Raw genomic sequence first — 18459 nt, 5'->3', positions numbered from 1 at the left:
TGTGCGGATCAAGCTGGTCGCGGTCGGCTCGAAGATGCCGCGCTGGGTCGAGGACGGTTGGCAGGAATACGCCAAGCGCCTGCCCGCCGAGCTGCCGCTGGAGCTGCACGAGATTCCGCTCAACACTCGTGGCAAGAACGCTGATGTGGCGCGGTTGATCCGCCAGGAAGGCGAGGCCATGCTGGGCAAGGTGCAGCCGGGCGAGCGCATCGTCACGCTCGAGGTGCACGGCAAGCCCTGGAGCACCGAGCAGCTGGCCGCCGAGCTGGAACGCTGGCGGCTCGATGCGCGCAACGTCAATCTCATGGTTGGCGGCCCGGAGGGACTGGCACCCGAGGTCTGTGCACGCAGCGAGCAGCGCTGGTCGCTTTCGCCGCTGACCCTGCCGCATCCGCTGGTGCGTATTCTCATTGGCGAGCAGATCTATCGCGCCTGGACCTTGCTGTCCGGTCATCCCTATCACAAGTAGTACGCGAACACTTCCGATATGCCGCAACCGATTCAGCTCAAGGATCACGAAAAGGACGCCGTGCTGGTACGCCGACGCGTGATCGTGGGGCTTGCCGTCGTGCTGCTGCTGATCGGCGTGCTGGTGGCGCGCATGTACTACCTGCAGGTGGTGCAGTTCGAGCATCACTCGACGCTGTCGGAGAACAACCGCGTCCACGTTCAGCCGATCCCGCCCAACCGCGGGCTGATCTTCGATCGCCAGGGACGGGTCATCGCCGACAACCGGCCGAGTTTCAGCCTGACCGTGACCCGCGAACGTGCCGGCGACTGGCGGGTCGTGCTCGACTCGGTGGTGGAGATTCTCGAACTGGGCGAGGAAGAGCGCGGATTGTTCGAGAAGCGCGTGCTGCAGGGGCGGCGGCCGTTCGAGCCGGTGCCGATCATGTATGAACTGTCCGAGGAACAGATCGCCCGTATCGCGGTGAATCAGTTCCGTCTACCCGGCGTCGAGGTCGCGGCGCAGCTGGTGCGTCATTACCCGCAAGGGCCGCATTTCGCGCATTCGGTCGGCTACGTCGGGCGGATCAATGAACAGGAGCTCAAGCAGCTCGATCCGGTCAACTACAGCGGTACGCACCACGTCGGCAAGACCGGAATCGAGAAGTTCTACGAGGACGAGCTGCACGGCCAGGTCGGTTACGAGGAGGTCGAGACCAACGCCCGTGGGCGGGTCCTGCGCGTGCTCAAGCGAACCGATCCGATCCCGGGCAAGGACATCACCCTGTCGCTTGACCTGGATCTGCAGGAGGCGGCCGAGGCGGCCCTGGGCGGGCGCCGTGGCGCCATCGTCGCGCTGCTGCCGGACACTGGCGAGGTGGTCGCCATGGTCAGTCAGCCGAGCTTCGACCCCAACCTGTTCGTCACGGGAATCAGCTTCAAGGACTACGGCGAGCTGCGCGACTCGATCGACCGGCCACTGTACAACCGCGTGCTGCGCGGCCTGTACCCGCCGGGCTCGACGATCAAGCCGATGATGGCGGTCGCCGGGCTCGATGCCGGGGTGATCACGCCGACCAGCAGGGTGTTCGATCCGGGCTTCTTCCAGCTGCCCAACGTCAAGCACAAGTACCGCAACTGGAATCGCAGTGGCGACGGCTGGGTCGATCTCGATCTGGCCATTGCCCGTTCCAATGACACCTACTTCTACGACATGGCGCACAAGCTGGGCGTCGACCGCATGCACGATTACATGACTCGATTCGGCCTGGGTCAGCGGGTATCGCTGGACATGTACGAAGAGACCGCAGGCCTGATGCCCTCGCGCGACTGGAAGCGGGCGCGCTACCGGCAGCCCTGGTATCCCGGCGAGACGGTCATTCTCGGCATCGGTCAGGGCTACATGCAGGCCACGCCACTGCAGCTGGCCCAGGCCACGGCGCTGGTGGCCACGCGCGGTAAATGGATTCGTCCGCATTTGGCGCGCAGCATCGGTGGCAAGGCGCCGGTGGACCCGGAACCGATTCCGGACATCCAACTGCGCGATCCGCGGTTCTGGGATTATGCGACCCACGGCATGGAGCAGGTGCTGCATGGCGCGCGCGGTACGGCGCGCAAGGTCGGAGACGATTCGATCTATCGCATCGCTGGCAAGAGCGGCACCGCCCAGGTCGTGGCGATTCGCCAGGGCGAGAAGTACGACAGCGCCAAACTGGCCGAGCGCCACCGCGACCATGCGCTGTTCGTCGCGTTCGCGCCGGTGCACGACCCGCAGATTGCCGTGGCGGTGATGGTGGAAAATGGAGAGTCCGGTTCCGGTGTTGCCGCGCCAGTGGCCAAGCAGGTCATGGATGCCTGGCTGCTGGACGAAGAGGGCAAGCTCAAGCCCGAGTTCGCACCGCCGCTGACTGCCGAAGGGAAGAAGCCATGAGCGGCAATTTCGACCGCACCCTGTCCCGCGAGGATGTATTGCGCCGCCGCGCCAGCCTGCTGCAGCGCCTGCACATCGACGGGCTACTGCTGGTGCTGCTCTTGATACTGGCCGCCGGTAGCCTGTTCATCCTTTATTCGGCCAGTGGCAAGAACTGGGATCTGGTGATCAAGCAGGCGACGTCCTTCGGTCTCGGCCTCGGTGCCATGCTGGTGATTGCACAGTTCGAGCCGCGTTTCATGGCGCGCTGGGTACCGCTGGGCTATCTGGGCGTGGTGGCGCTGCTGGTCGCGGTCGAGGTGGTCGGGCACACGGCGATGGGCGCCACGCGCTGGATCAACATTCCGGGGGTGATTCGCTTCCAACCGTCGGAGTTCATGAAGATCATCATGCCGATGACGATCGCCTGGTACCTTTCGACCCGCAGCCTGCCGCCAAGTCTCAAGCATACGGCAATCAGCCTGTCGCTGATCTTCGTGCCGTTCGTGCTGATCCTCAAGCAGCCTGACTTGGGCACCTCGCTACTGATTCTGGCGTCCGGCGCGTTCGTGCTGTTCATCGCCGGTCTGCGCTGGCGCTGGATCATCGGTGCGGTGGCGGCGGTCGTGCCCATCGCCGTAGCGATGTGGTACTTCGTCCTGCACAACTATCAGAAGCAGCGCGTACTGACCTTTCTCGATCCGGAAAGCGATCCGCTGGGCACGGGGTGGAACATCATTCAGTCGAAGGCCGCGATTGGCTCGGGCGGTGTGTTCGGCAAGGGCTGGCTGGCCGGGACGCAGTCGCACCTGGATTTTTTGCCGGAAAGCCACACTGACTTTATCATCGCCGTGCTTGCCGAAGAGTTCGGCCTGGTCGGTGTCTGCTTGCTCCTGCTGGTCTATCTGCTATTGATCACGCGTGGGCTGGTGATCACGGTGCAGGCGCAAACATTGTTCGGAAAGCTGCTGGCTGGCGCCTTGACGATGACATTCTTCGTTTACGTTTTCGTCAATATCGGTATGGTCAGTGGGCTGTTGCCCGTGGTGGGGGTGCCGTTGCCCTTCATCAGTTACGGTGGAACTTCATTGGTGACCCTGCTGTCAGGGTTCGGGGTTTTGATGTCGATCCACACCCATCGCAAGTGGATCGCACAGGTTTGACGAGAGTGAATTTGTTGACTTCATTACGGCGTGGTTGGGTGGTGCGAATGCTGGGGGGCGTGGGCTTGGCTGGTGCCGTGCTGGGAAGCCTGCCGCTACAGGCCGCTGACTACGTCGGTCCCCACGTGGACGAGTTTGTCGCTGAAATGACGCGCGACTACGGATTCGCCAGCGAGCAGCTGCACGAGCTGTTCGCAAAGGCCGAACGTAAGCAGGCCATTCTCGATGCGATTTCGCGGCCAGCCGAACGAGTCAAGCCGTGGAAGGAATACCGGCCGATCTTCCTCACCGACTCGCGTGTCGCCCAGGGCGTCGACTTCTGGCGCGAGAACGAGGCGGCGCTGGCCCGTGCCGAAGCCGAATACGGCGTGCCGGCCGAGATTATCGTGGCGATCATCGGCGTGGAAACCTTCTACGGGCGCAACACCGGCAGCCATCGCGTGATCGATGCACTGTCGACGCTGGGTTTCGACTATCCGCCGCGGCAGCCTTTCTTCCGCCAGCAGCTCAAGGAGTTTCTGCTGCTGACTCGCGAGGAGCAGGTCGACCCGCTGACGCTCAAAGGATCTTACGCCGGAGCCATGGGCCTGCCACAGTTCATGCCAAGCAGCTTCCGCGCCTACGCGGTGGACTTCGACAGTGACGGTCATATCGACATCTGGAACAACCCCACCGACGCCATCGGCAGTGCCGCCAGCTACTTCAAACAGCATGGCTGGGCTGCCGGCGAACCGGTGGTGGCGCGGGCCAAGGTCTCCGGCGAGCGTGTCGAGGAAGGCCTGACCGTTGGCCTCGAATCACAGAAGAACGCCGGCGAGATGCGCGCCCTGGGTTGGCAGTTCGACAAATCTGTGGCCAACGAGACCGCCGTCACAGCGTTCCGTCTGGAAGGTGCCGATGGCGATGAATACTGGCTGGGCCTGCCGAACTTCTACGTGATCACCCGCTATAACCGCAGCGTGATGTACGCCATGGCCGTGCATCAGCTGTCCCAGCAGCTGGCTGAAGCGCGAGGCGATCAATGAGCCTTCTCTGGACAAGAGTGTTTGCCCTGAGCATGACGGCAGCACTGCTGGCGAGCTGCTCGTCGACTCCTGCACCGAGCACTACGCCGAGCAAGGGCAGCGGCATCAGCGGTCCAGGTGATTACGCTCGTCCGCACAAGGATGGCGCGCCCTGGTGGGACGTGGACGTCTCGCAGATTCCGGACGCGGTGCCGATGCCGCATTACGGGCCATACAAGGCCAACCCGTATACGGTGCTCGGCAAGACCTATTTCCCCATCAGCGACGGACGCCGTTATTCGGCGACCGGGACGGCGTCCTGGTACGGCACCAAGTTTCACGGGCAGCCCACCGCCAATGGCGAGAAGTATGACCTGTACGGCATGAGCGCAGCGCACAAGACACTGCCATTGCCGACCTATGTAAAGGTCACCAACCTGGAAAACGGACGCACCGTGACGCTGCGCGTCAACGACCGGGGGCCGTTCTACTCGGACAGAATCATCGACCTGTCGTTTGCCGCTGCAAAAAAGCTCGGCTACGCCGAACGTGGCACCGCCAAGGTCAAGGTCGAGGGGATCGATCCGCAACAGTGGTGGGCCGAGCAGGGCCGACCGGTGCCCAGCATGATGGCGCAACCGCAGGTTGCCGCGGCCAAGCCGGCCAGCAACATGGCGCAACCGATCGAGCAGTACACCCCGCCGCCGCAGCAGCACGCCGCGGCGACGGTGCCGCTGGAAATCGAAGCAAAAAAAAACGCTTCGCCCGCAGCCTCTGGCCTGTTTCTCCAGGTTGGCGCCTTCGCCAATCCGGATGCGGCGCAGCTGCTCAAGGACAAGCTGAGCGGCGTGGTGTCTGCACCGGTGTTCATCAGCTCGGTGGTACACAACCAGCAGACCTTGCACCGGGTGCGGCTGGGACCCATCGACACGCCGGATGAGGCCTTGCAGCTCGAGCAGAGCGTACGCTTGGCCAATCTCGGACAGCCGCGCCGCGTCGCGGTCGACTGAGCCTTTTGCAATTCTTGCCTTGTTTTACCTGACTAACTTGAGATTCGGATGAACATCACCAGCCTTGTGCAACGCTCCCTAGTCCTGATTCTGCTGGCGGTCGCTCCGACCGTCTGGGCGGCGCAGATCCTGCCGTCGCCGCCACAGCTGGCGGCCAAGTCCTACATGCTGATGGATGCGGCCAGTGGTGAGGTGCTGGTCGAGCACAACGGTGACGAGCGCCTGCCTCCCGCCAGCCTGACCAAGCTGATGACCGCCTACATCGCCACCCTGGAAATACAGAAGGGCCAGATCAGCGATAGCGACATGGTCACTGTCAGCGAGAAGGCCTGGCGTACCGGTGGCTCCCGGATGTTCATCCAGGTCAATACCCAGGTTTCGGTGGATGATCTGTTGCACGGCATCATCATTCAGTCTGGCAACGATGCCAGCGTGGCAATGGCCGAGCATATCGCCGGTAGCGAAGAGGCTTTCGCTGACCTGATGAACGCGACGGCTCAGCGCCTGGGCATGACCAATAGTCATTTCATGAACGCCACCGGTCTGCCGGATCCGGAGCACTACTCCTCGGCGAACGACATGGCCAAGCTGGCCCGCGCGATCATCTACGAGGATCCGGCGCACTACGCCATCTATGCGCAGAAGGAGTTCCTCTGGAACAACATCAAGCAGCCCAACCGCAACCTGCTGCTGTGGCGCGACAAGACCGTCGACGGTCTGAAGACCGGTCATACCGAGGAGGCTGGCTACTGCCTGGTGGCCTCTGCGGTGCGTGACAACATGCGTCTGATCTCGGTGGTGTTCGGCACCGACAGCGAGCAGGCGCGTGCCGCGGAAACGCAAAAACTGCTGACGTACGGCTTCCGCTTCTTCGAGACCCGCACCTTCTACCAGAAGGGCGCCGAGCTGGCCGAAGCCCAGGTCTGGAAGGGGCAGCAGAGCAAGCTCAAGGCCGGCCTGGCCCAGGACCTGACCATGACGCTGCCGCGCGGCCAAGTGGAGAAGCTGCAAGCCGTCATGAGCTTCAACGGTACGCTGACCGCGCCAATCCAGCAGGGCGATGTCGTTGGCAAGGTCGAGGTCAAGTTGGATGACAAGGTTGTGCGTAGCACCGACCTGGTGGCGCTGGAAACGGTTGAAGAGGGTGGGCTGTTCCGCCGTTTTTGGGATAGCATTCGCCTGTTCTTCTACAGCCTGTTCAACTGACCACGCTCGCGTGCGCCGCGGCTGATCCCGCCGCGGCGCACGTGCGGATCACGAGTCCGTTACGCCATGACCGATAATCAAGATGTCGCTGCACCCAAGATCGACTTTCCCTGCGAGCGCTACCCGATCAAGGTGATCGGCGACGCGGGCGAAGGCTTCCGTGAGGTGGTGATCGAAGTCATCCAGCGCCACGCGCCTGGCTTCGACGAGACCACCGTGGTCACCCGTGACAGCCGCAACGGACGCTTTCTTTCGCTGCAGGTGCTGATCACCGCCACTGGCGTCGAACAGCTGCAGGCGATCCATGTCGACCTGCGGGCCACTGGTCGTGTCCACATGGTGCTGTGATGACCCACGAAGTGGGTGTGCGTGAGCTCGGCCTGATCGAGTATCGGGCTGCCTGGCAGGCCATGCAGCATTTCACCAATACGCGCGATGCCGCCAGTGGCGACGAAATCTGGCTGCTGCAGCACCCGCCCGTGTTCACTCAGGGCCAGGCCGGCAAGGCCGAACATCTGCTGTTCCCCGGCGATATTCCGGTGGTGCAGGTGGATCGCGGCGGTCAGGTGACCTATCACGGGCCCGGCCAGCTGGTCGGCTACCTGCTGCTGGATGTACGCAGACTCGGTATCGGTGTACGGGAGCTGGTCAGTCGCATCGAGCAGAGTCTGATCGATCTGCTCGCCGGCTATGGTGTCGAGGCGGCTGCCAAAGCGGATGCACCGGGCGTTTATGTCGACGGTGCAAAGATCGCGTCTCTGGGCCTGCGCATTCGCAATGGCCGTTCCTTCCACGGCCTGGCGCTGAACGTGGACATGGATCTCGAACCTTTCCGGCGCATCAACCCCTGCGGTTATGCAGGGCTGCCCATGACCCAGTTGCGTGACCTGATCGGGCCGATCGATATCTCTGAAGTGGCCGATCGACTGCGTGATCATCTGGTCCGGCAGCTCGGATACGCGCAACAGAAGACCCTCGCGGGCGGAATCGAAGCTTATGAGTAGTGTAGAAACGGCAGGCAAGCGCCCGGCCAAGGTAGAGGCTGGCGTCAAACTGCGCGGTGCCGAGAAGGTCGCGCGGATTCCGGTGAAGATCATCCCCACCGATGAACTGCCGAAGAAGCCCGATTGGATCCGCGTGCGCATCCCGGTATCGCCGGAGGTCGACCAGATCAAGCAGACCTTGCGCAAGCACAAGCTGCACAGCGTCTGTGAGGAGGCGTCCTGCCCGAACCTGGGCGAGTGCTTCTCCAGCGGCACCGCGACCTTCATGATCATGGGCGACATCTGCACCCGTCGCTGCCCATTTTGCGACGTCGGCCATGGCCGGCCGAACGCTCTGGACCCGGACGAACCGAAGAACCTGGCCCAGGCCATCGCCGACATGCGCCTGAAGTACGTGGTGATCACCTCGGTGGACCGCGACGACCTGCGCGACGGCGGTGCCCAGCATTTCGCCGACTGCTTGCGCGAGATTCGCAAGCTGTCGCCGTCGATCCAGCTCGAGACCTTAGTGCCGGACTATCGCGGACGCATGGAGATCGCCCTGGATATCACCGCCAGCGAGCCGCCGGATGTGTTCAACCACAATCTCGAAACCGTGCCGCGCCTGTACAAGTCCTCGCGGCCGGGGTCGGATTTCGAGTGGTCGCTGGACCTGTTAGAGAAGTTCAAGCAGCGCGTGCCGGGCGTGCCGACCAAGTCGGGACTGATGCTCGGTCTTGGCGAGACCGATGAAGAGGTGATCGAGGTCATGCAGCGTATGCGTGAGCACGACATCGACATGCTGACCCTCGGCCAGTACCTGCAGCCGTCACGCAATCACCTGCCGGTGCAGCGTTTCGTCCATCCGAACACTTTCGCCTGGTTCGCCGAGGAAGGCATGAAGATGGGCTTCAAGAACATCGCGTCCGGCCCGCTGGTGCGTTCCTCGTACCATGCCGATCAGCAAGCCCACGGCGCCAAGCGCGACTGATCCGTACCGGCGTTCTGCCGTTGAAAAGGAAGCCGCGAAGGTAATCGAGATTGCCTCCGCGGCTTTTTTTCTGCCCGCACACTGGAGTCGGCGAAGGCTGCAGCCGAAGCGTTGGCAGGAAAATTGCGGCATTTCACCGCATTAGACTTTGGTCTATAGTGGCCCGGTTTACACCACGAGGCCAACCGAGGGCCACAGCAGATGAACGAACCCCAGTTGAAGAACCTGCTTGATGATCTGGATGCCGCCAAGGTCGAGTGCGACGCGATGAGCCGTCTGGTGGTGACGCGTCTGGCCAAGCAGCACATTCCATATCGTGCAATGTTGGGGCAGGTGGAGTTGGACGGTAAGGTGCTGTCGCCACACTTCTGGGTCGAGGCTGATGGCTGTGTGATCGATTACCGAGCGCGCCAGCGGCTGGGTGGCGATCAGCGTGTGCCCCATGGCGTCGTTCCGCGCGAGGCTGTCCAGGCGCACTATCAGGGGCAGCAAGTGGTCATCGATCCGCTACCAGACTACCTCTACGAGGTGGCGGTCAAGCACTGAGACGCGACCTGCCATAATCAAAAAGCCCGGTCATCATGCCGGGCTTTTTTTGTTTGCCGAGTTTTCGCCCCGCTCGGAGCACAGGCTGCGCTCAAGGCTGAGCGCGAAGGCGACCGAGCAGCTCCTGAGTGGGATGGCCGTCGGCCGGCCAACCCAGCTGCTGCTGGAAGCCGCGAATGGCCTTGCGTGTATTGGCGCCGATGATGCCGTCCGGCGTGCCCGGGTCGAAGCCTTGGGCGACCAGGCGCTCCTGCAGCTCCAGGCGTTCCGAGCGGCTGAGCGGTTGCTCACCACGTGGCCAGCTGCCGGCAACCTGGCCCTTGCCCTGAAAGTTCTCAGACAGCAGACCGATGGCCAGCGCATAGGCCGAGGAATTGTTGTAGCGCAGGATCGCGCGGAAGTTGTCCATGATCAGGAACGCGGGGCCGCGGTGGCCGGCAGGCAGCAGCAGACTGGCATTGGCCTCGTCCACTCCTTGGGGTAGTCCGCGCAGGGCGAGGCGACGCCATTCGGCCAGCGGCTTGCGAATCTCGCTATCGGCCAGGGCATAGTCGAAGCCACTGGGCAGCTGCACCTCGAAACCCCAGGGCTGACCTTGCTTCCAACCGGAGGCCTGCAGGTAGTGCGCAGCGGATGCCAGGGCGTCGGCCGAGCTGTTCCAGATATCGCGCTTGCCGTCACCGTCGAAGTCCACCGCATGGGTGTTGTAGGTGGTCGGGATGAATTGCGTCTGGCCCATGGCGCCAGCCCAGGAACCGCGCATCTGCTGCGGCGACACGTCGCCGTGCTGGAGGATTTCCAACGCGGCGATCAGCTGGCTCTTGGCAAAGGCCGGACGGCGTCCTTCATGGGCGAGGGTGGCCAGCGAGCGGATCACCGACTTGTCGCCCATGATCTGGCCGAAACTGCTCTCCAGCCCCCAGACGGCAACCAAGGTCTCGCGATCGACGCCGTAGCGGGCTTCGATGCGGTCCAGGGTCGCGGCGTGCTGGTTTAGCAGGCGTTGTCCGCTGCGGACTCGCTGGGCTGAAATCGCGCTTTCCAGATATTGCCAGACGGGGCGCGTGAATTCCGGCTGGCTGCGATCAGCTTCGATCACCGCAGGATCGGGCTGCACGCCGGCGAAGGCGCGGTCGAAGGTCGTGGCGGAGATGCCCGCTTCCAGGGCTTCGGCACGGAATTGCTCGCGCCACTGGCTGAAGCTGAGATGAGTGGCTTCTGCTGGCGCGTCGACGACGGGCTTGTCGCTACGCTGGACAGAGGGCGCGGGTGCGTTGCTGACAAGGGAGGACTGCGCAAGGGGTTCGGCGGCACAGGCGACCACCAGGCTCATCGCCGAGGCGGCGACCAGCGTTCGCAGCAGCAGAACGGGAACGAAGGTGTAAAACATGCACCACTCTCGAAAGGTGTCGTCGGCCGCAGACATTATCACGCTTTCGGGGTGTTGGGTTTTCAGGCCGCCAGAAGGACCGAAGCCTCCCAGTTGGTGGACTGGGAGGCTTCGCGGCGGTAGCTGCCTTTGCCTTTCTTTGGCGTTTCCTGGCGCTGGCGGAACAGCGGTTGCGCGACCAGGCGTTTGGCCTTGTTCGTTCTTTTCTTGCGTGTGCTCATGATGTATCCCTCAGTAGCCCGATAGCGGGCAGGGGCATCATAGGGGTTGTACAAAAAATGTCCAGCAAACTGGCGTTGTCAGCTTGCGCCCAGCCGGCGGCCGCTCAGCTGTAGGCAGATATTGGCCAACCCGATCCAGGGGTCGCCGTCGGCCTGGCCTTTGATCTGCTCGTCGATGCGCTGTGCAGCCATCAGCAAGCGGCTCCAGCCGGCGGCGTCGTGCCGTTGCAGTGCCTTGGAGACCAGCGGGCGTCGTTTGTCCCAGACCGGCGGACGTGCCTGGCTGAAGGCGCGCTCGAGCGGAACGCCCTGGCCGTACTGCTGGGCGATGTTGGCCAGTAGGCGCAGCTCGCGCGCCAAGGCCCAGAGGACCACCGGCGCTTCCACGCCCTCGCCACGCAGGCCTTCGAGCATGTGCAGCGCGTGGGCGGCCTGGCCGTGGAGTGCCGCGTCGATCAGACCGAAGACGTCGTAGCGGGCGCTGTCGGCGACGGCTGCTTGCACAGTGTCGGCACTGATCTGGCCGGCGTCGGCCAGCAGTTTCAGCTTTTCGATCTCCTGCGCGGCGGCGAGCAGATTACCCTCGACCCGTGCCGCGATCAGCTCGACGGCTTCCTGATCGGCGGACAGGCCGGCCTGGGCCAGCCGCTGGCGGATCCATTGCGGTAGCTGCGCGGCGTCTACCGGCCAGATCTGCAGAAACTGCACGTCCTTGCCGTCGATCAGCGCCTTGGCCCACTTTGTCTTCTGCGTGCTGCCATCAAGCTTGGGCAGGCTGATCAACAGCACCGTGTCTTCGGCCGGGCGCGCCAGGTAGTCCAGCAACGCCGCAGCGCCCTTGTCCCCCGGCTTGCCATTGGGAATGCGCAGTTCGATCAGACGTTTCTCCGCGAACAGCGACAGGCTGGCGCCGGCCTCGATGAGCTGGCCCCAGTCGAAGCCGGTCTCGACGTGGAAGACCTGACGCTCACTGAAACCCTGCGCGCGGGTTGCCGCGCGAATCGCATCGCAGGCTTCCTGACACAACAGGTGCTCGTCACCGCAGACCACGTAGACGGGCGCAAGGGTGCCTTGCAGATGCTTGCCGAGTTGAGCGGGAGAGAGCTTCATGGGTGCGGAAACGGGGGCGCGAGGCCCCCGTGCAGACTCAGCGGACGGGTAGCTGGATGGGCGACTGCTGCGGTTGCGCATCCTGGGCGCGGCGGGCGGCTTCGACGGCCTCCGCTTCGGCACGGGCCTTGGCTTCGGCCTCCTGCTGCAGGCGGTCGAGCTGTGCCGGGGTGATGCGTTGGATGCGCAGAACGAGCTGCTGAAGCAGCTCGCGACGCATTTCCTGGCGCAGCTGGTCGCCTTCCTGGGACGAGCCGATCAGGTTGTTGCTGTCGTGCACGTAGACCTTCTGCACCTCGATGCTGTCTTCGAGCAGCAGCAGGTTCCGCGGGCCACGGAATTCGTAATCAAGTGTGCTGGTCAGCTCGTACTCGGCGCTGCGTGCCGAGCTGGTGTAGCTGGCGGTGCGCTGGCGGGTCTGCTCGCGGGCGAGGTTGAGGCTGTACTTGGCGCCCGGGTAAACCCGCACGTCGTTGCTTTCGAGCAGCGCTTCGAGCTGCTGGACCGTCTCGCCATAGCTGTTGCGGGCCTGCAGATCGATCTCCTTGAGGCCGAACTCCACATCACCGGTGCCGCGCAGCTGGAAACCGCAGGCGCTCAGCAGCAATGTCAGACCCAGCACCACCAGATTCCGTTTGTTCATCTTGTTATCCCCTTGCAGGCCCGGCGCAGGCGCCGGGACCGAATCAGTTAGCGACGATGTTGACCAGCTTGCCCGGCACCACGATGACCTTGCGGATGGTCAGGCCTTCGGTGAAGCGCAGCACGTTCTCGTTGCCGCGCGCGGCGGTCTCCACCTCTTCGCGGCTGGCGCTGGCCGGTACTTCGATCTGGCCACGCAGCTTGCCGTTGACCTGAACCACCAGGGTCAGGCTGTCCTGCACGAGGGCGGATTCGTCGACCTTCGGCCATTGCGCATCGATGATCGCGCCGCTCTTGCCCAGCTGCTGCCAGAGTTCGTGAGAGATGTGCGGGGTGATCGGGGCCAGCAGCAGGGCGACCGTTTCCAGGCCTTCCTGCAGCAGGGCACGGTCCTGCTCGCTGGCGGTCGGCGCCTTCTCCAGCACGTTCATCAGCGTCATCACCTGGGCAATGGCGGTGTTGAACTTGTGGTGCTGGCCGACATCAGTGCTGGCCTGCTTGATCGCCAGGTGAATCGCGCGGCGCACGGCCTTCTGCTCGTCGTTCAGCGCGGCCAGATCGAGCGTACCCGGCAGCCCGGCGCTGACATGCGCATGGGCCAGACGCCAGACGCGGCGCAGGAAGCGGCTGGCGCCCTCGACGCCGGAGTCGGACCATTCCAGGCTCATGTCCGGCGGCGAGGCGAACATCATGAACAGGCGGCAGGTGTCGGCGCCGTAGGCATCGATCATCGCCTGCGGGTCGACGCCGTTGTTCTTCGACTTGGACATCTTCTCGGTGCCGCCGATTTCCACCGGCTGCCCGTCGGTCTTCAGCCTGGCACCGATGACCTTGGCCTTGGCGTCGCGCTCGACCTCGACGTCGGCCGGGTTGAACCAGTCTTTGCCGCCGTTTTCCAGGGTGCGGTAGTAGGTCTCGGCGACCACCATGCCCTGGGTCAGCAGATTCTTGAACGGCTCATTCGATGACACCAGCCCTTCGTCGCGCATCAGCTTGTGGAAGAAGCGCGCGTACAGCAGGTGCAGGATGGCGTGTTCGATGCCGCCGATATACTGGTCCACCGGCAGCCAGTGGTTGGCCGCTTGCGGGTCGACCATGCCCTGGTCGTAGTTCGGGCTGGCGTAGCGGGCGAAGTACCAGGACGACTCGACGAAGGTGTCCATGGTGTCGGTTTCGCGCTTGGCCGGGGCGCCGCATTTCGGGCAGGTGCATTCGTAGAACTCGGGCATCCTGGCCAGCGGCGAGCCGGCGCCATCCGGCACCACGTCTTCGGGCAACACCACCGGCAGCTGGTCTTCCGGCACCGGCACGTCGCCACAGCTGTCGCAATGGATGATCGGGATCGGGCAGCCCCAGTAGCGCTGGCGGCTGATGCCCCAGTCGCGCAGGCGGAACTGGGTGCGCGCCTGGCCGAGCCCTTTCTTCTGCAGCGCCACTTCGATGGCGTCGAAGGCGCCTTCGAAATCCAGGCCGTCATAGATGCCGGAGTTGATCAGCTGGCCGTGCTCGCCGTAGGCGTCCTGCCAGGGGGCGGGTGTCTCGTCGCCGGCACTGGTGCGTACCACCGGCTTGATCGGCAGGCCGTACTTGCTGGCGAATTCGAAGTCGCGCTCGTCATGCGCCGGCACGGCCATGACTGCGCCCTCGCCGTAGTTCATCAGCACGTAGTTGGCGACCCATACCGGCAGCAGCTCCCCGGTCAGCGGATGCTGCACGCGCAGGGAGGTGGCCAGGCCTTTCTTCTCCTGGGTGGCGATGTCGGCCTCGGCGACACCCCCGCGCTTGCACTCGTCGATGAAGGCTTGCAGCTCGGGGTTGTTCTGCGCGGCGAGAGTGGCCAGCGGATGTTCCGCTGCAACGGCCACGTAGGTCGCACCCATCAGCGTATCGGGGCGGGTGGTGAAGACCTTCATCACGCCTTCGCTGCCGATGCTGGCGACATCGTAGGGGAAGCTGATCTCCATGCCGCGCGACTTGCCGATCCAGTTGCGCTGCATGGTCTTGACCTGCTCCGGCCAGCCGTCCAGTTCGTCCAGGCTTTCCAGCAGCTCGTCCGCGTAGGCGGTGATCTTGAAGTAGTACATCGGGATTTCGCGCTTCTCGATCAGCGCGCCCGAACGCCAGCCGCGGCCGTCGATGACCTGCTCGTTGGCCAGCACGGTCTGGTCCACCGGGTCCCAGTTCACGGTGCCGTTCTTGCGATAGATCACGCCCTTTTCGTACAGGCGGGTGAACAGCCACTGCTCCCAACGGTAATAGTCGGGCTTGCAGGTGGTGACTTCACGGGTCCAGTCGACCGCCAGGCCCAGGCTTTTCAGCTGGGCCTTCATGTAGGCGATGTTCTCGTAAGTCCACTTCGCCGGCGCCACCTGATTTTTCATCGCGGCGTTCTCGGCCGGCATGCCGAAGGCGTCCCAGCCCATGGGCTGCAGGACGTTCTTGCCCTGCATGCGCTGGTAGCGGGCGATCACGTCGCCAATGGTGTAGTTGCGCACGTGGCCCATGTGCAGCTTGCCGCTGGGGTAGGGGAACATCGACAGGCAATAGAAGGTGTCCTTGCCGGGCTGTTCGCTCACTTCAAAGGATTTCTGCGAATCCCAGTGGGATTGCGCGGCGGCTTCGATCTCGCGGGGCTGATACTGTTCGTGCATGGCTACTGGCGTTGGATAGGGGCTGGCTCTCCGCGAATGCGCTGGCGCAGGCTCGGCTGGCAGGTCGGAACGACCTTGTGCAAACGCGACCCGGCGGGTGGCGGACGGAGGCATGGAAGCGCCGTAGCATACATGACCCCCCGCAGCCTAGGGAAACCCGATTTGCCGTCAGCGCCGAGGGTTCCGTCCGTCGCGTCCGGCTTGAGCGAGCCAGGCTGAGCTACGCTTGATCCAGGGGCGGGACAAACGCGAGGTATGTCCAATGGAAAGAGAGTCGCAATCAGAGGACAGCAGTCTGTATGCGCGGGTGCTGCAGCGCTTGAGTTCGGCGCTGCAGGAGGCAGAGCGTGGCGAATCAGGTGCCGCTGGCGAACTGGAGGTCGGCGGGTTGACGCCGGCGGAATTCGAGTTGATTCGCGCCTATCTGCAACGTGATTCCCAATGGCTTTCCGGCTGGCATGCGGCTGCCGAGGAACAGGCTCATCTCACGCGCCAGGCGATGCGGCCAGCCGTGCGTGGTGGCGGGCGGCAGCGCCATGGCGCACGCCTCAGGCATGCGCCGCTGCACCTGCAGCAGAGCCTCAGTTGCGCGCTTTGCAATACCAAGGTGACCTGGCCGGAAGGTGCCGGGCCTGCGACATGTCCGGCCTGCGGCTCGCAGCTGCTACGTGCACGGCAACGCCTGCAGACTTACCCGCGCCACTGAGCGCCCCCTGCGCCGACAAATCTGCCGACAGCCGCTAGAGTGTCGACCTTTGCCGGAGAGCTGGGATGCCCATTCGTTATTTCTTCAAGCAACTGCTGTTGCCGCCGGGGGGGCTGCTGCTCCTGTTGCTGCTGGGCTGGTGGCTGCGCCGACGCGCGCCGAGGCTGGCGGCGCTGTGTTTCGTCACCGGCTTCGGTGGGCTCTGGCTGATGAGCCTGCCGATCGTCGTCGAATGGACGGCGCGCGCGGTGGAGCGCGAGCCGGCACTGGTGGAGGCACGCTGGTCGCAACTGAGCGGGCAAGCCGGGGCCATTGTGGTGCTGGGCGCGGGCCGGGAGCAGAACGATCCGGCCTGGGGCGGCGATCAGCCCGGTTACGTAGCGCTGGAGCGCCTGCGCTATGCCGCGCGCGTCGCCAAGGCATCTGGCCTGCCGATTCTCACCAGCGGGGGCCTGCACTATGGCCAGCCGCCCAGCGAAGCTATGCTTGGCGCCGAGGTGTTGCAGCGCGATCTAGGCGTCGCCACCCGCTGGCTGGAGGAGCGCAGCCGTACGACCTGGGAGAACGCCGTGCTCAGTGCCGAGCTGCTGCGCTCGGCTGGCATCGAGCGGGTGGTGCTGGTCACCTCGGCCGCGCACATGCCTCGTTCGCGTTGGTGCTTCGAGCAGAACGGCATCGAAGTGATTGCCGCGCCAGTGGGCTTCATGGGCGTGCCCAACGGCCGCCCTTTGAACGGCTGGCTGCCGGAGGCCAAGGCTTACTGGCAGAACGGCATGCTGCTCAATGAAATCGTCGGCATGGCGGTGTACCCGCTGGTTTATCGCTCGGCGAACGATTGAGCGGAACGCTTTCATTCGTAGGGGCTTAGGGTGCCCCTATGCGGACTTGCGTCTGACCAGCGCGCAGCCGAGCAGCAACGCGCATGCCGCGATCAGCGGCCAGGAGCGCCAGCGCAGGTAGGGCGTCAGGCCCTGCATCGGCGTGACCTCGCCATACAGCACAGCCTGTTCGAACTGCGGAACCTGCTCGGTGATGCGCCCATAGGGGTCGATCAGCACGGTGATGCCGTTGTTGGTTGCGCGGATCATCCAGCGTCCGGCCTCCAGGGCGCGCATCTGCGCCATCTGCAGGTGCTGCAGTGGGCCGATGGAGCGGCCGAACCAGGCGTCGTTGCTCACCGTCAGTAGCAGGTCGCTTTGCGCCGCGAGGCCCGCGGCGAACTCCGGATAGACCACCTCATAGCAGATGTAGGGCGCGATCTGCAGGCCTCTGGCCTGTAGCAGCGGCTGGCCGGGTTCGCCGCGGGCGAAATCGGACATCGGCAGGTCGAAGAAGGCGATCAGCCCGCGCAACAGTTCCTGCAGCGGCACATACTCGCCGAACGGCACCAGCTTCTGCTTGAGGTAGGTACCGGCACCCTCGCCAGCGGTGGTCAGGCCGTTGTAGTAGCGCAGCTCACCCTCTGCGTTGGGCTGCCGCACCGGCACACCGGTGATCAGCGCTGATCCGCGCTGCTTGGCGAAGCCCGCCATCATTGTCAGGTAGCCTTCGGCGTGTTCCTTGAGGATAGGCACGGCGGTTTCCGGCCAGACGATCAGGTCCGCCGGACGGCTGCGAAAGGTCATGTCGCGATACAGCAGCAGCTGCATCTCGAGCTTCTTCGGGTCCCACTTCATGCTCTGCTCGACGTTGCCTTGTACCGCAACCACGCTCAAGGGCTCGCCCTTGTCTTGGGTCCAGGCGTGATCCTTGAGCGCCAGGCCGGTCAGCCAGGGGGCGATCAGCAACAGGACGCCAGCCAGCAGGCGCGGCTTGTCGGCACGCAGTCGCGGCAGCGCGACCAGTAGGGTGGCGCTCAGGGCGATGGCGAAGCTCAGCAGCCAGACGCCACCCACCGGCGCCAGCCCGGATAGCGGGCCGTCGAGCTGGCTATAGCCGATATAGAGCCAGGGAAAGCCGGTGAGCAGCCAGCCACGCAGGGCGTCGAAGGCCAGCCAGAGCGCGGCGAAGGCCAGCGCGTCACCGAGCGCGGAATGGCGATTGCGCAGCAGCCGCACCCAAAGCCAGCCGAGCAGGGCGAAGAACAGCGCCAGGCCGGCGACGAAGCCGAGCGTGAGCAGGCCGGCCAGTGGCGGCGAGGCCGCACCGAAATCATGGATGCTGACATAGACCCAGCTGACGCCCGAGGCGAACAGGCCAAAGCCGTAGCACCAGCCGCGTTGCGCCGCCTGCTTTGGCCCGGTTTCGCGCAGGCCGAGGTAGAGCAGCGCGACCGACAACAGGGCCAGTGGCCAGATGTCGAAGGGCGCCAGGGAGAGGGTGGTCAGCGTGCCGGCCAGCAGGGCCAGCAGATTGCCCGGCCAGCCGGGGCGGGTGAACCAGTGCATGGGGTTTCCTTGCGCGGGGATTGCGGCGCAGGCTACGGGCAACGTCGCGATCGGGCAAGCTGCCGGCGGCTCGCCGCCCGTAGGCGGGCGGCA

At 64.3% G+C, this 18459-nt stretch carries 18 protein-coding genes; 12 read left to right on the top strand and 6 right to left on the bottom strand.

Features of this window, described 5'->3' with window-relative positions; genetic code table 11:
• The first annotated feature begins 1 nt into the window (after position 1).
• From rlmH to NAO55_RS09205, 10 genes are all read left to right on the top strand, one after another.
• Positions 2 to 469, top strand: coding sequence for a 23S rRNA (pseudouridine(1915)-N(3))-methyltransferase RlmH (gene rlmH, locus NAO55_RS09250; RefSeq protein ID WP_102838767.1), 468 nt, complete (start codon positions 2 to 4; stop codon positions 467 to 469).
• An 18-nt stretch (positions 470 to 487) separates the two neighbouring features.
• A complete protein-coding gene (gene mrdA / locus NAO55_RS09245) occupies positions 488 to 2377 on the top strand; it encodes a penicillin-binding protein 2 (protein WP_102838766.1) in 1890 nt (629 codons plus the stop codon).
• On the top strand, positions 2374 to 3519 hold the full coding sequence (gene rodA / locus NAO55_RS09240) for a rod shape-determining protein RodA (protein WP_102838765.1): 1146 nt from the start codon (positions 2374 to 2376) through the stop codon (positions 3517 to 3519). Before mrdA ends, rodA begins: the two co-directional genes overlap by 4 nt.
• 47 nt (positions 3520 to 3566) lie before the next feature.
• Positions 3567 to 4544 (top strand): lytic murein transglycosylase B, encoded by a 978-nt coding sequence (mltB, locus tag NAO55_RS09235; RefSeq protein WP_102838764.1) that lies wholly within the window; start codon positions 3567 to 3569, stop codon positions 4542 to 4544.
• The gene (locus NAO55_RS09230) at positions 4541 to 5533 is read left to right on the top strand and encodes a septal ring lytic transglycosylase RlpA family protein (protein ID WP_102838763.1); all 993 of its coding nucleotides are present in this window, start codon (positions 4541 to 4543) and stop codon (positions 5531 to 5533) included. The genes mltB and NAO55_RS09230 overlap by 4 nt, the downstream gene beginning before the upstream one ends.
• 48 nt (positions 5534 to 5581) lie before the next feature.
• Positions 5582 to 6739, top strand: a complete 1158-nt coding sequence (locus NAO55_RS09225) for a D-alanyl-D-alanine carboxypeptidase family protein (protein WP_102838762.1) — start codon at positions 5582 to 5584, stop codon at positions 6737 to 6739.
• 66 nt (positions 6740 to 6805) lie between these two features.
• Complete coding sequence (locus NAO55_RS09220; protein WP_102838761.1) at positions 6806 to 7087, top strand: DUF493 domain-containing protein; 282 nt, start codon at positions 6806 to 6808, stop codon at positions 7085 to 7087.
• On the top strand, positions 7087 to 7743 hold the full coding sequence (gene lipB / locus NAO55_RS09215; RefSeq protein ID WP_063540853.1) for a lipoyl(octanoyl) transferase LipB: 657 nt from the start codon (positions 7087 to 7089) through the stop codon (positions 7741 to 7743). Before NAO55_RS09220 ends, lipB begins: the two co-directional genes overlap by 1 nt.
• Positions 7736 to 8713 carry a lipoyl synthase gene (gene lipA, locus NAO55_RS09210; RefSeq protein WP_102838760.1) on the top strand — a complete coding sequence of 326 codons (978 nt, stop codon included), beginning with the start codon at positions 7736 to 7738 and terminating at the stop codon, positions 8711 to 8713. Before lipB ends, lipA begins: the two co-directional genes overlap by 8 nt.
• A 201-nt stretch (positions 8714 to 8914) precedes the next feature.
• Entirely contained in the window at positions 8915 to 9259 is a 345-nt protein-coding gene (locus tag NAO55_RS09205) for a hypothetical protein (protein ID WP_063540855.1), read from the top strand.
• Between the two features lie 91 nt (positions 9260 to 9350).
• Here the strand turns inward: NAO55_RS09205 and NAO55_RS09200 are convergent, their stop codons facing one another.
• The 5 genes from NAO55_RS09200 to leuS all read right to left on the bottom strand — a co-directional run bounded on the left by NAO55_RS09200 (position 9351) and on the right by leuS (position 15273).
• Positions 9351 to 10649: a lytic murein transglycosylase gene (locus NAO55_RS09200; RefSeq protein ID WP_102838759.1), complete on the bottom strand. Its 1299-nt coding sequence runs from the start codon at positions 10647 to 10649 to the stop codon at positions 9351 to 9353.
• Between the two features lie 62 nt (positions 10650 to 10711).
• A complete protein-coding gene (arfA, locus tag NAO55_RS09195; RefSeq protein ID WP_102838758.1) occupies positions 10712 to 10870 on the bottom strand; it encodes an alternative ribosome rescue factor ArfA in 159 nt (52 codons plus the stop codon).
• 78 nt (positions 10871 to 10948) lie between these two features.
• Positions 10949 to 11980, bottom strand: coding sequence for a DNA polymerase III subunit delta (gene holA / locus NAO55_RS09190; RefSeq protein WP_102838757.1), 1032 nt, complete (start codon positions 11978 to 11980; stop codon positions 10949 to 10951).
• Positions 11981 to 12017: 37 nt separating this feature from the next.
• Positions 12018 to 12623, bottom strand: a complete 606-nt coding sequence (locus NAO55_RS09185) for an LPS-assembly lipoprotein LptE (RefSeq protein ID WP_102838756.1) — start codon at positions 12621 to 12623, stop codon at positions 12018 to 12020.
• A 43-nt stretch (positions 12624 to 12666) separates the two neighbouring features.
• A complete protein-coding gene (gene leuS / locus NAO55_RS09180) occupies positions 12667 to 15273 on the bottom strand; it encodes a leucine--tRNA ligase (RefSeq protein WP_102838755.1) in 2607 nt (868 codons plus the stop codon).
• Positions 15274 to 15535: 262 nt separating this feature from the next.
• Between leuS and NAO55_RS09175 the strand changes: the two genes are divergently transcribed.
• Together NAO55_RS09175 and NAO55_RS09170 are read left to right on the top strand one after the other, a co-directional pair.
• Positions 15536 to 15979, top strand: coding sequence for a hypothetical protein (locus tag NAO55_RS09175; protein WP_125867077.1), 444 nt, complete (start codon positions 15536 to 15538; stop codon positions 15977 to 15979).
• Positions 15980 to 16044: 65 nt separating this feature from the next.
• The gene (locus NAO55_RS09170; RefSeq protein WP_102838754.1) at positions 16045 to 16818 is read left to right on the top strand and encodes a YdcF family protein; all 774 of its coding nucleotides are present in this window, start codon (positions 16045 to 16047) and stop codon (positions 16816 to 16818) included.
• A gap of 36 nt (positions 16819 to 16854) precedes the next feature.
• On the opposite strand, the gene lnt is transcribed toward NAO55_RS09170, so the two are convergent.
• Positions 16855 to 18366, bottom strand: a complete 1512-nt coding sequence (gene lnt, locus NAO55_RS09165) for an apolipoprotein N-acyltransferase (RefSeq protein ID WP_102838753.1) — start codon at positions 18364 to 18366, stop codon at positions 16855 to 16857.
• Positions 18367 to 18459: the final 93 nt, after the last annotated feature.

The organism is Stutzerimonas frequens, from assembly GCF_024448335.1.
Classification (GTDB): domain Bacteria; phylum Pseudomonadota; class Gammaproteobacteria; order Pseudomonadales; family Pseudomonadaceae; genus Stutzerimonas; species Stutzerimonas frequens.
The sequence above is the reverse complement of the archived record's forward strand: the minus strand, read 5'-3'. Positions and strand labels throughout refer to the sequence as shown.

Bases quoted from the DNA above. Each gene is read 5' to 3' on its own strand.
- NAO55_RS09185 (WP_102838756.1), bottom strand. From the start codon at position 12,623: ATGAACAAACGGAATCTGGTGGTGCTGGGTCTGACATTGCTGCTGAGC.
- NAO55_RS09200 (WP_102838759.1), bottom strand. From the start codon at position 10,649: ATGTTTTACACCTTCGTTCCCGTTCTGCTGCTGCGAACGCTGGTCGCC.
- NAO55_RS09205 (WP_063540855.1), top strand. From the start codon at position 8,915: ATGAACGAACCCCAGTTGAAGAACCTGCTTGATGATCTGGATGCCGCC.
- leuS (WP_102838755.1), bottom strand. From the start codon at position 15,273: ATGCACGAACAGTATCAGCCCCGCGAGATCGAAGCCGCCGCGCAATCC.
- NAO55_RS09230 (WP_102838763.1), top strand. From the start codon at position 4,541: ATGAGCCTTCTCTGGACAAGAGTGTTTGCCCTGAGCATGACGGCAGCA.
- lipA (WP_102838760.1), top strand. From the start codon at position 7,736: ATGAGTAGTGTAGAAACGGCAGGCAAGCGCCCGGCCAAGGTAGAGGCT.
- NAO55_RS09220 (WP_102838761.1), top strand. From the start codon at position 6,806: ATGACCGATAATCAAGATGTCGCTGCACCCAAGATCGACTTTCCCTGC.
- NAO55_RS09225 (WP_102838762.1), top strand. From the start codon at position 5,582: ATGAACATCACCAGCCTTGTGCAACGCTCCCTAGTCCTGATTCTGCTG.
- arfA (WP_102838758.1), bottom strand. From the start codon at position 10,870: ATGAGCACACGCAAGAAAAGAACGAACAAGGCCAAACGCCTGGTCGCG.
- holA (WP_102838757.1), bottom strand. From the start codon at position 11,980: ATGAAGCTCTCTCCCGCTCAACTCGGCAAGCATCTGCAAGGCACCCTT.
- rodA (WP_102838765.1), top strand. From the start codon at position 2,374: ATGAGCGGCAATTTCGACCGCACCCTGTCCCGCGAGGATGTATTGCGC.
- NAO55_RS09170 (WP_102838754.1), top strand. From the start codon at position 16,045: ATGCCCATTCGTTATTTCTTCAAGCAACTGCTGTTGCCGCCGGGGGGG.
- mrdA (WP_102838766.1), top strand. From the start codon at position 488: ATGCCGCAACCGATTCAGCTCAAGGATCACGAAAAGGACGCCGTGCTG.
- NAO55_RS09175 (WP_125867077.1), top strand. From the start codon at position 15,536: ATGGAAAGAGAGTCGCAATCAGAGGACAGCAGTCTGTATGCGCGGGTG.
- mltB (WP_102838764.1), top strand. From the start codon at position 3,567: ATGCTGGGGGGCGTGGGCTTGGCTGGTGCCGTGCTGGGAAGCCTGCCG.
- lnt (WP_102838753.1), bottom strand. From the start codon at position 18,366: ATGCACTGGTTCACCCGCCCCGGCTGGCCGGGCAATCTGCTGGCCCTG.
- lipB (WP_063540853.1), top strand. From the start codon at position 7,087: ATGACCCACGAAGTGGGTGTGCGTGAGCTCGGCCTGATCGAGTATCGG.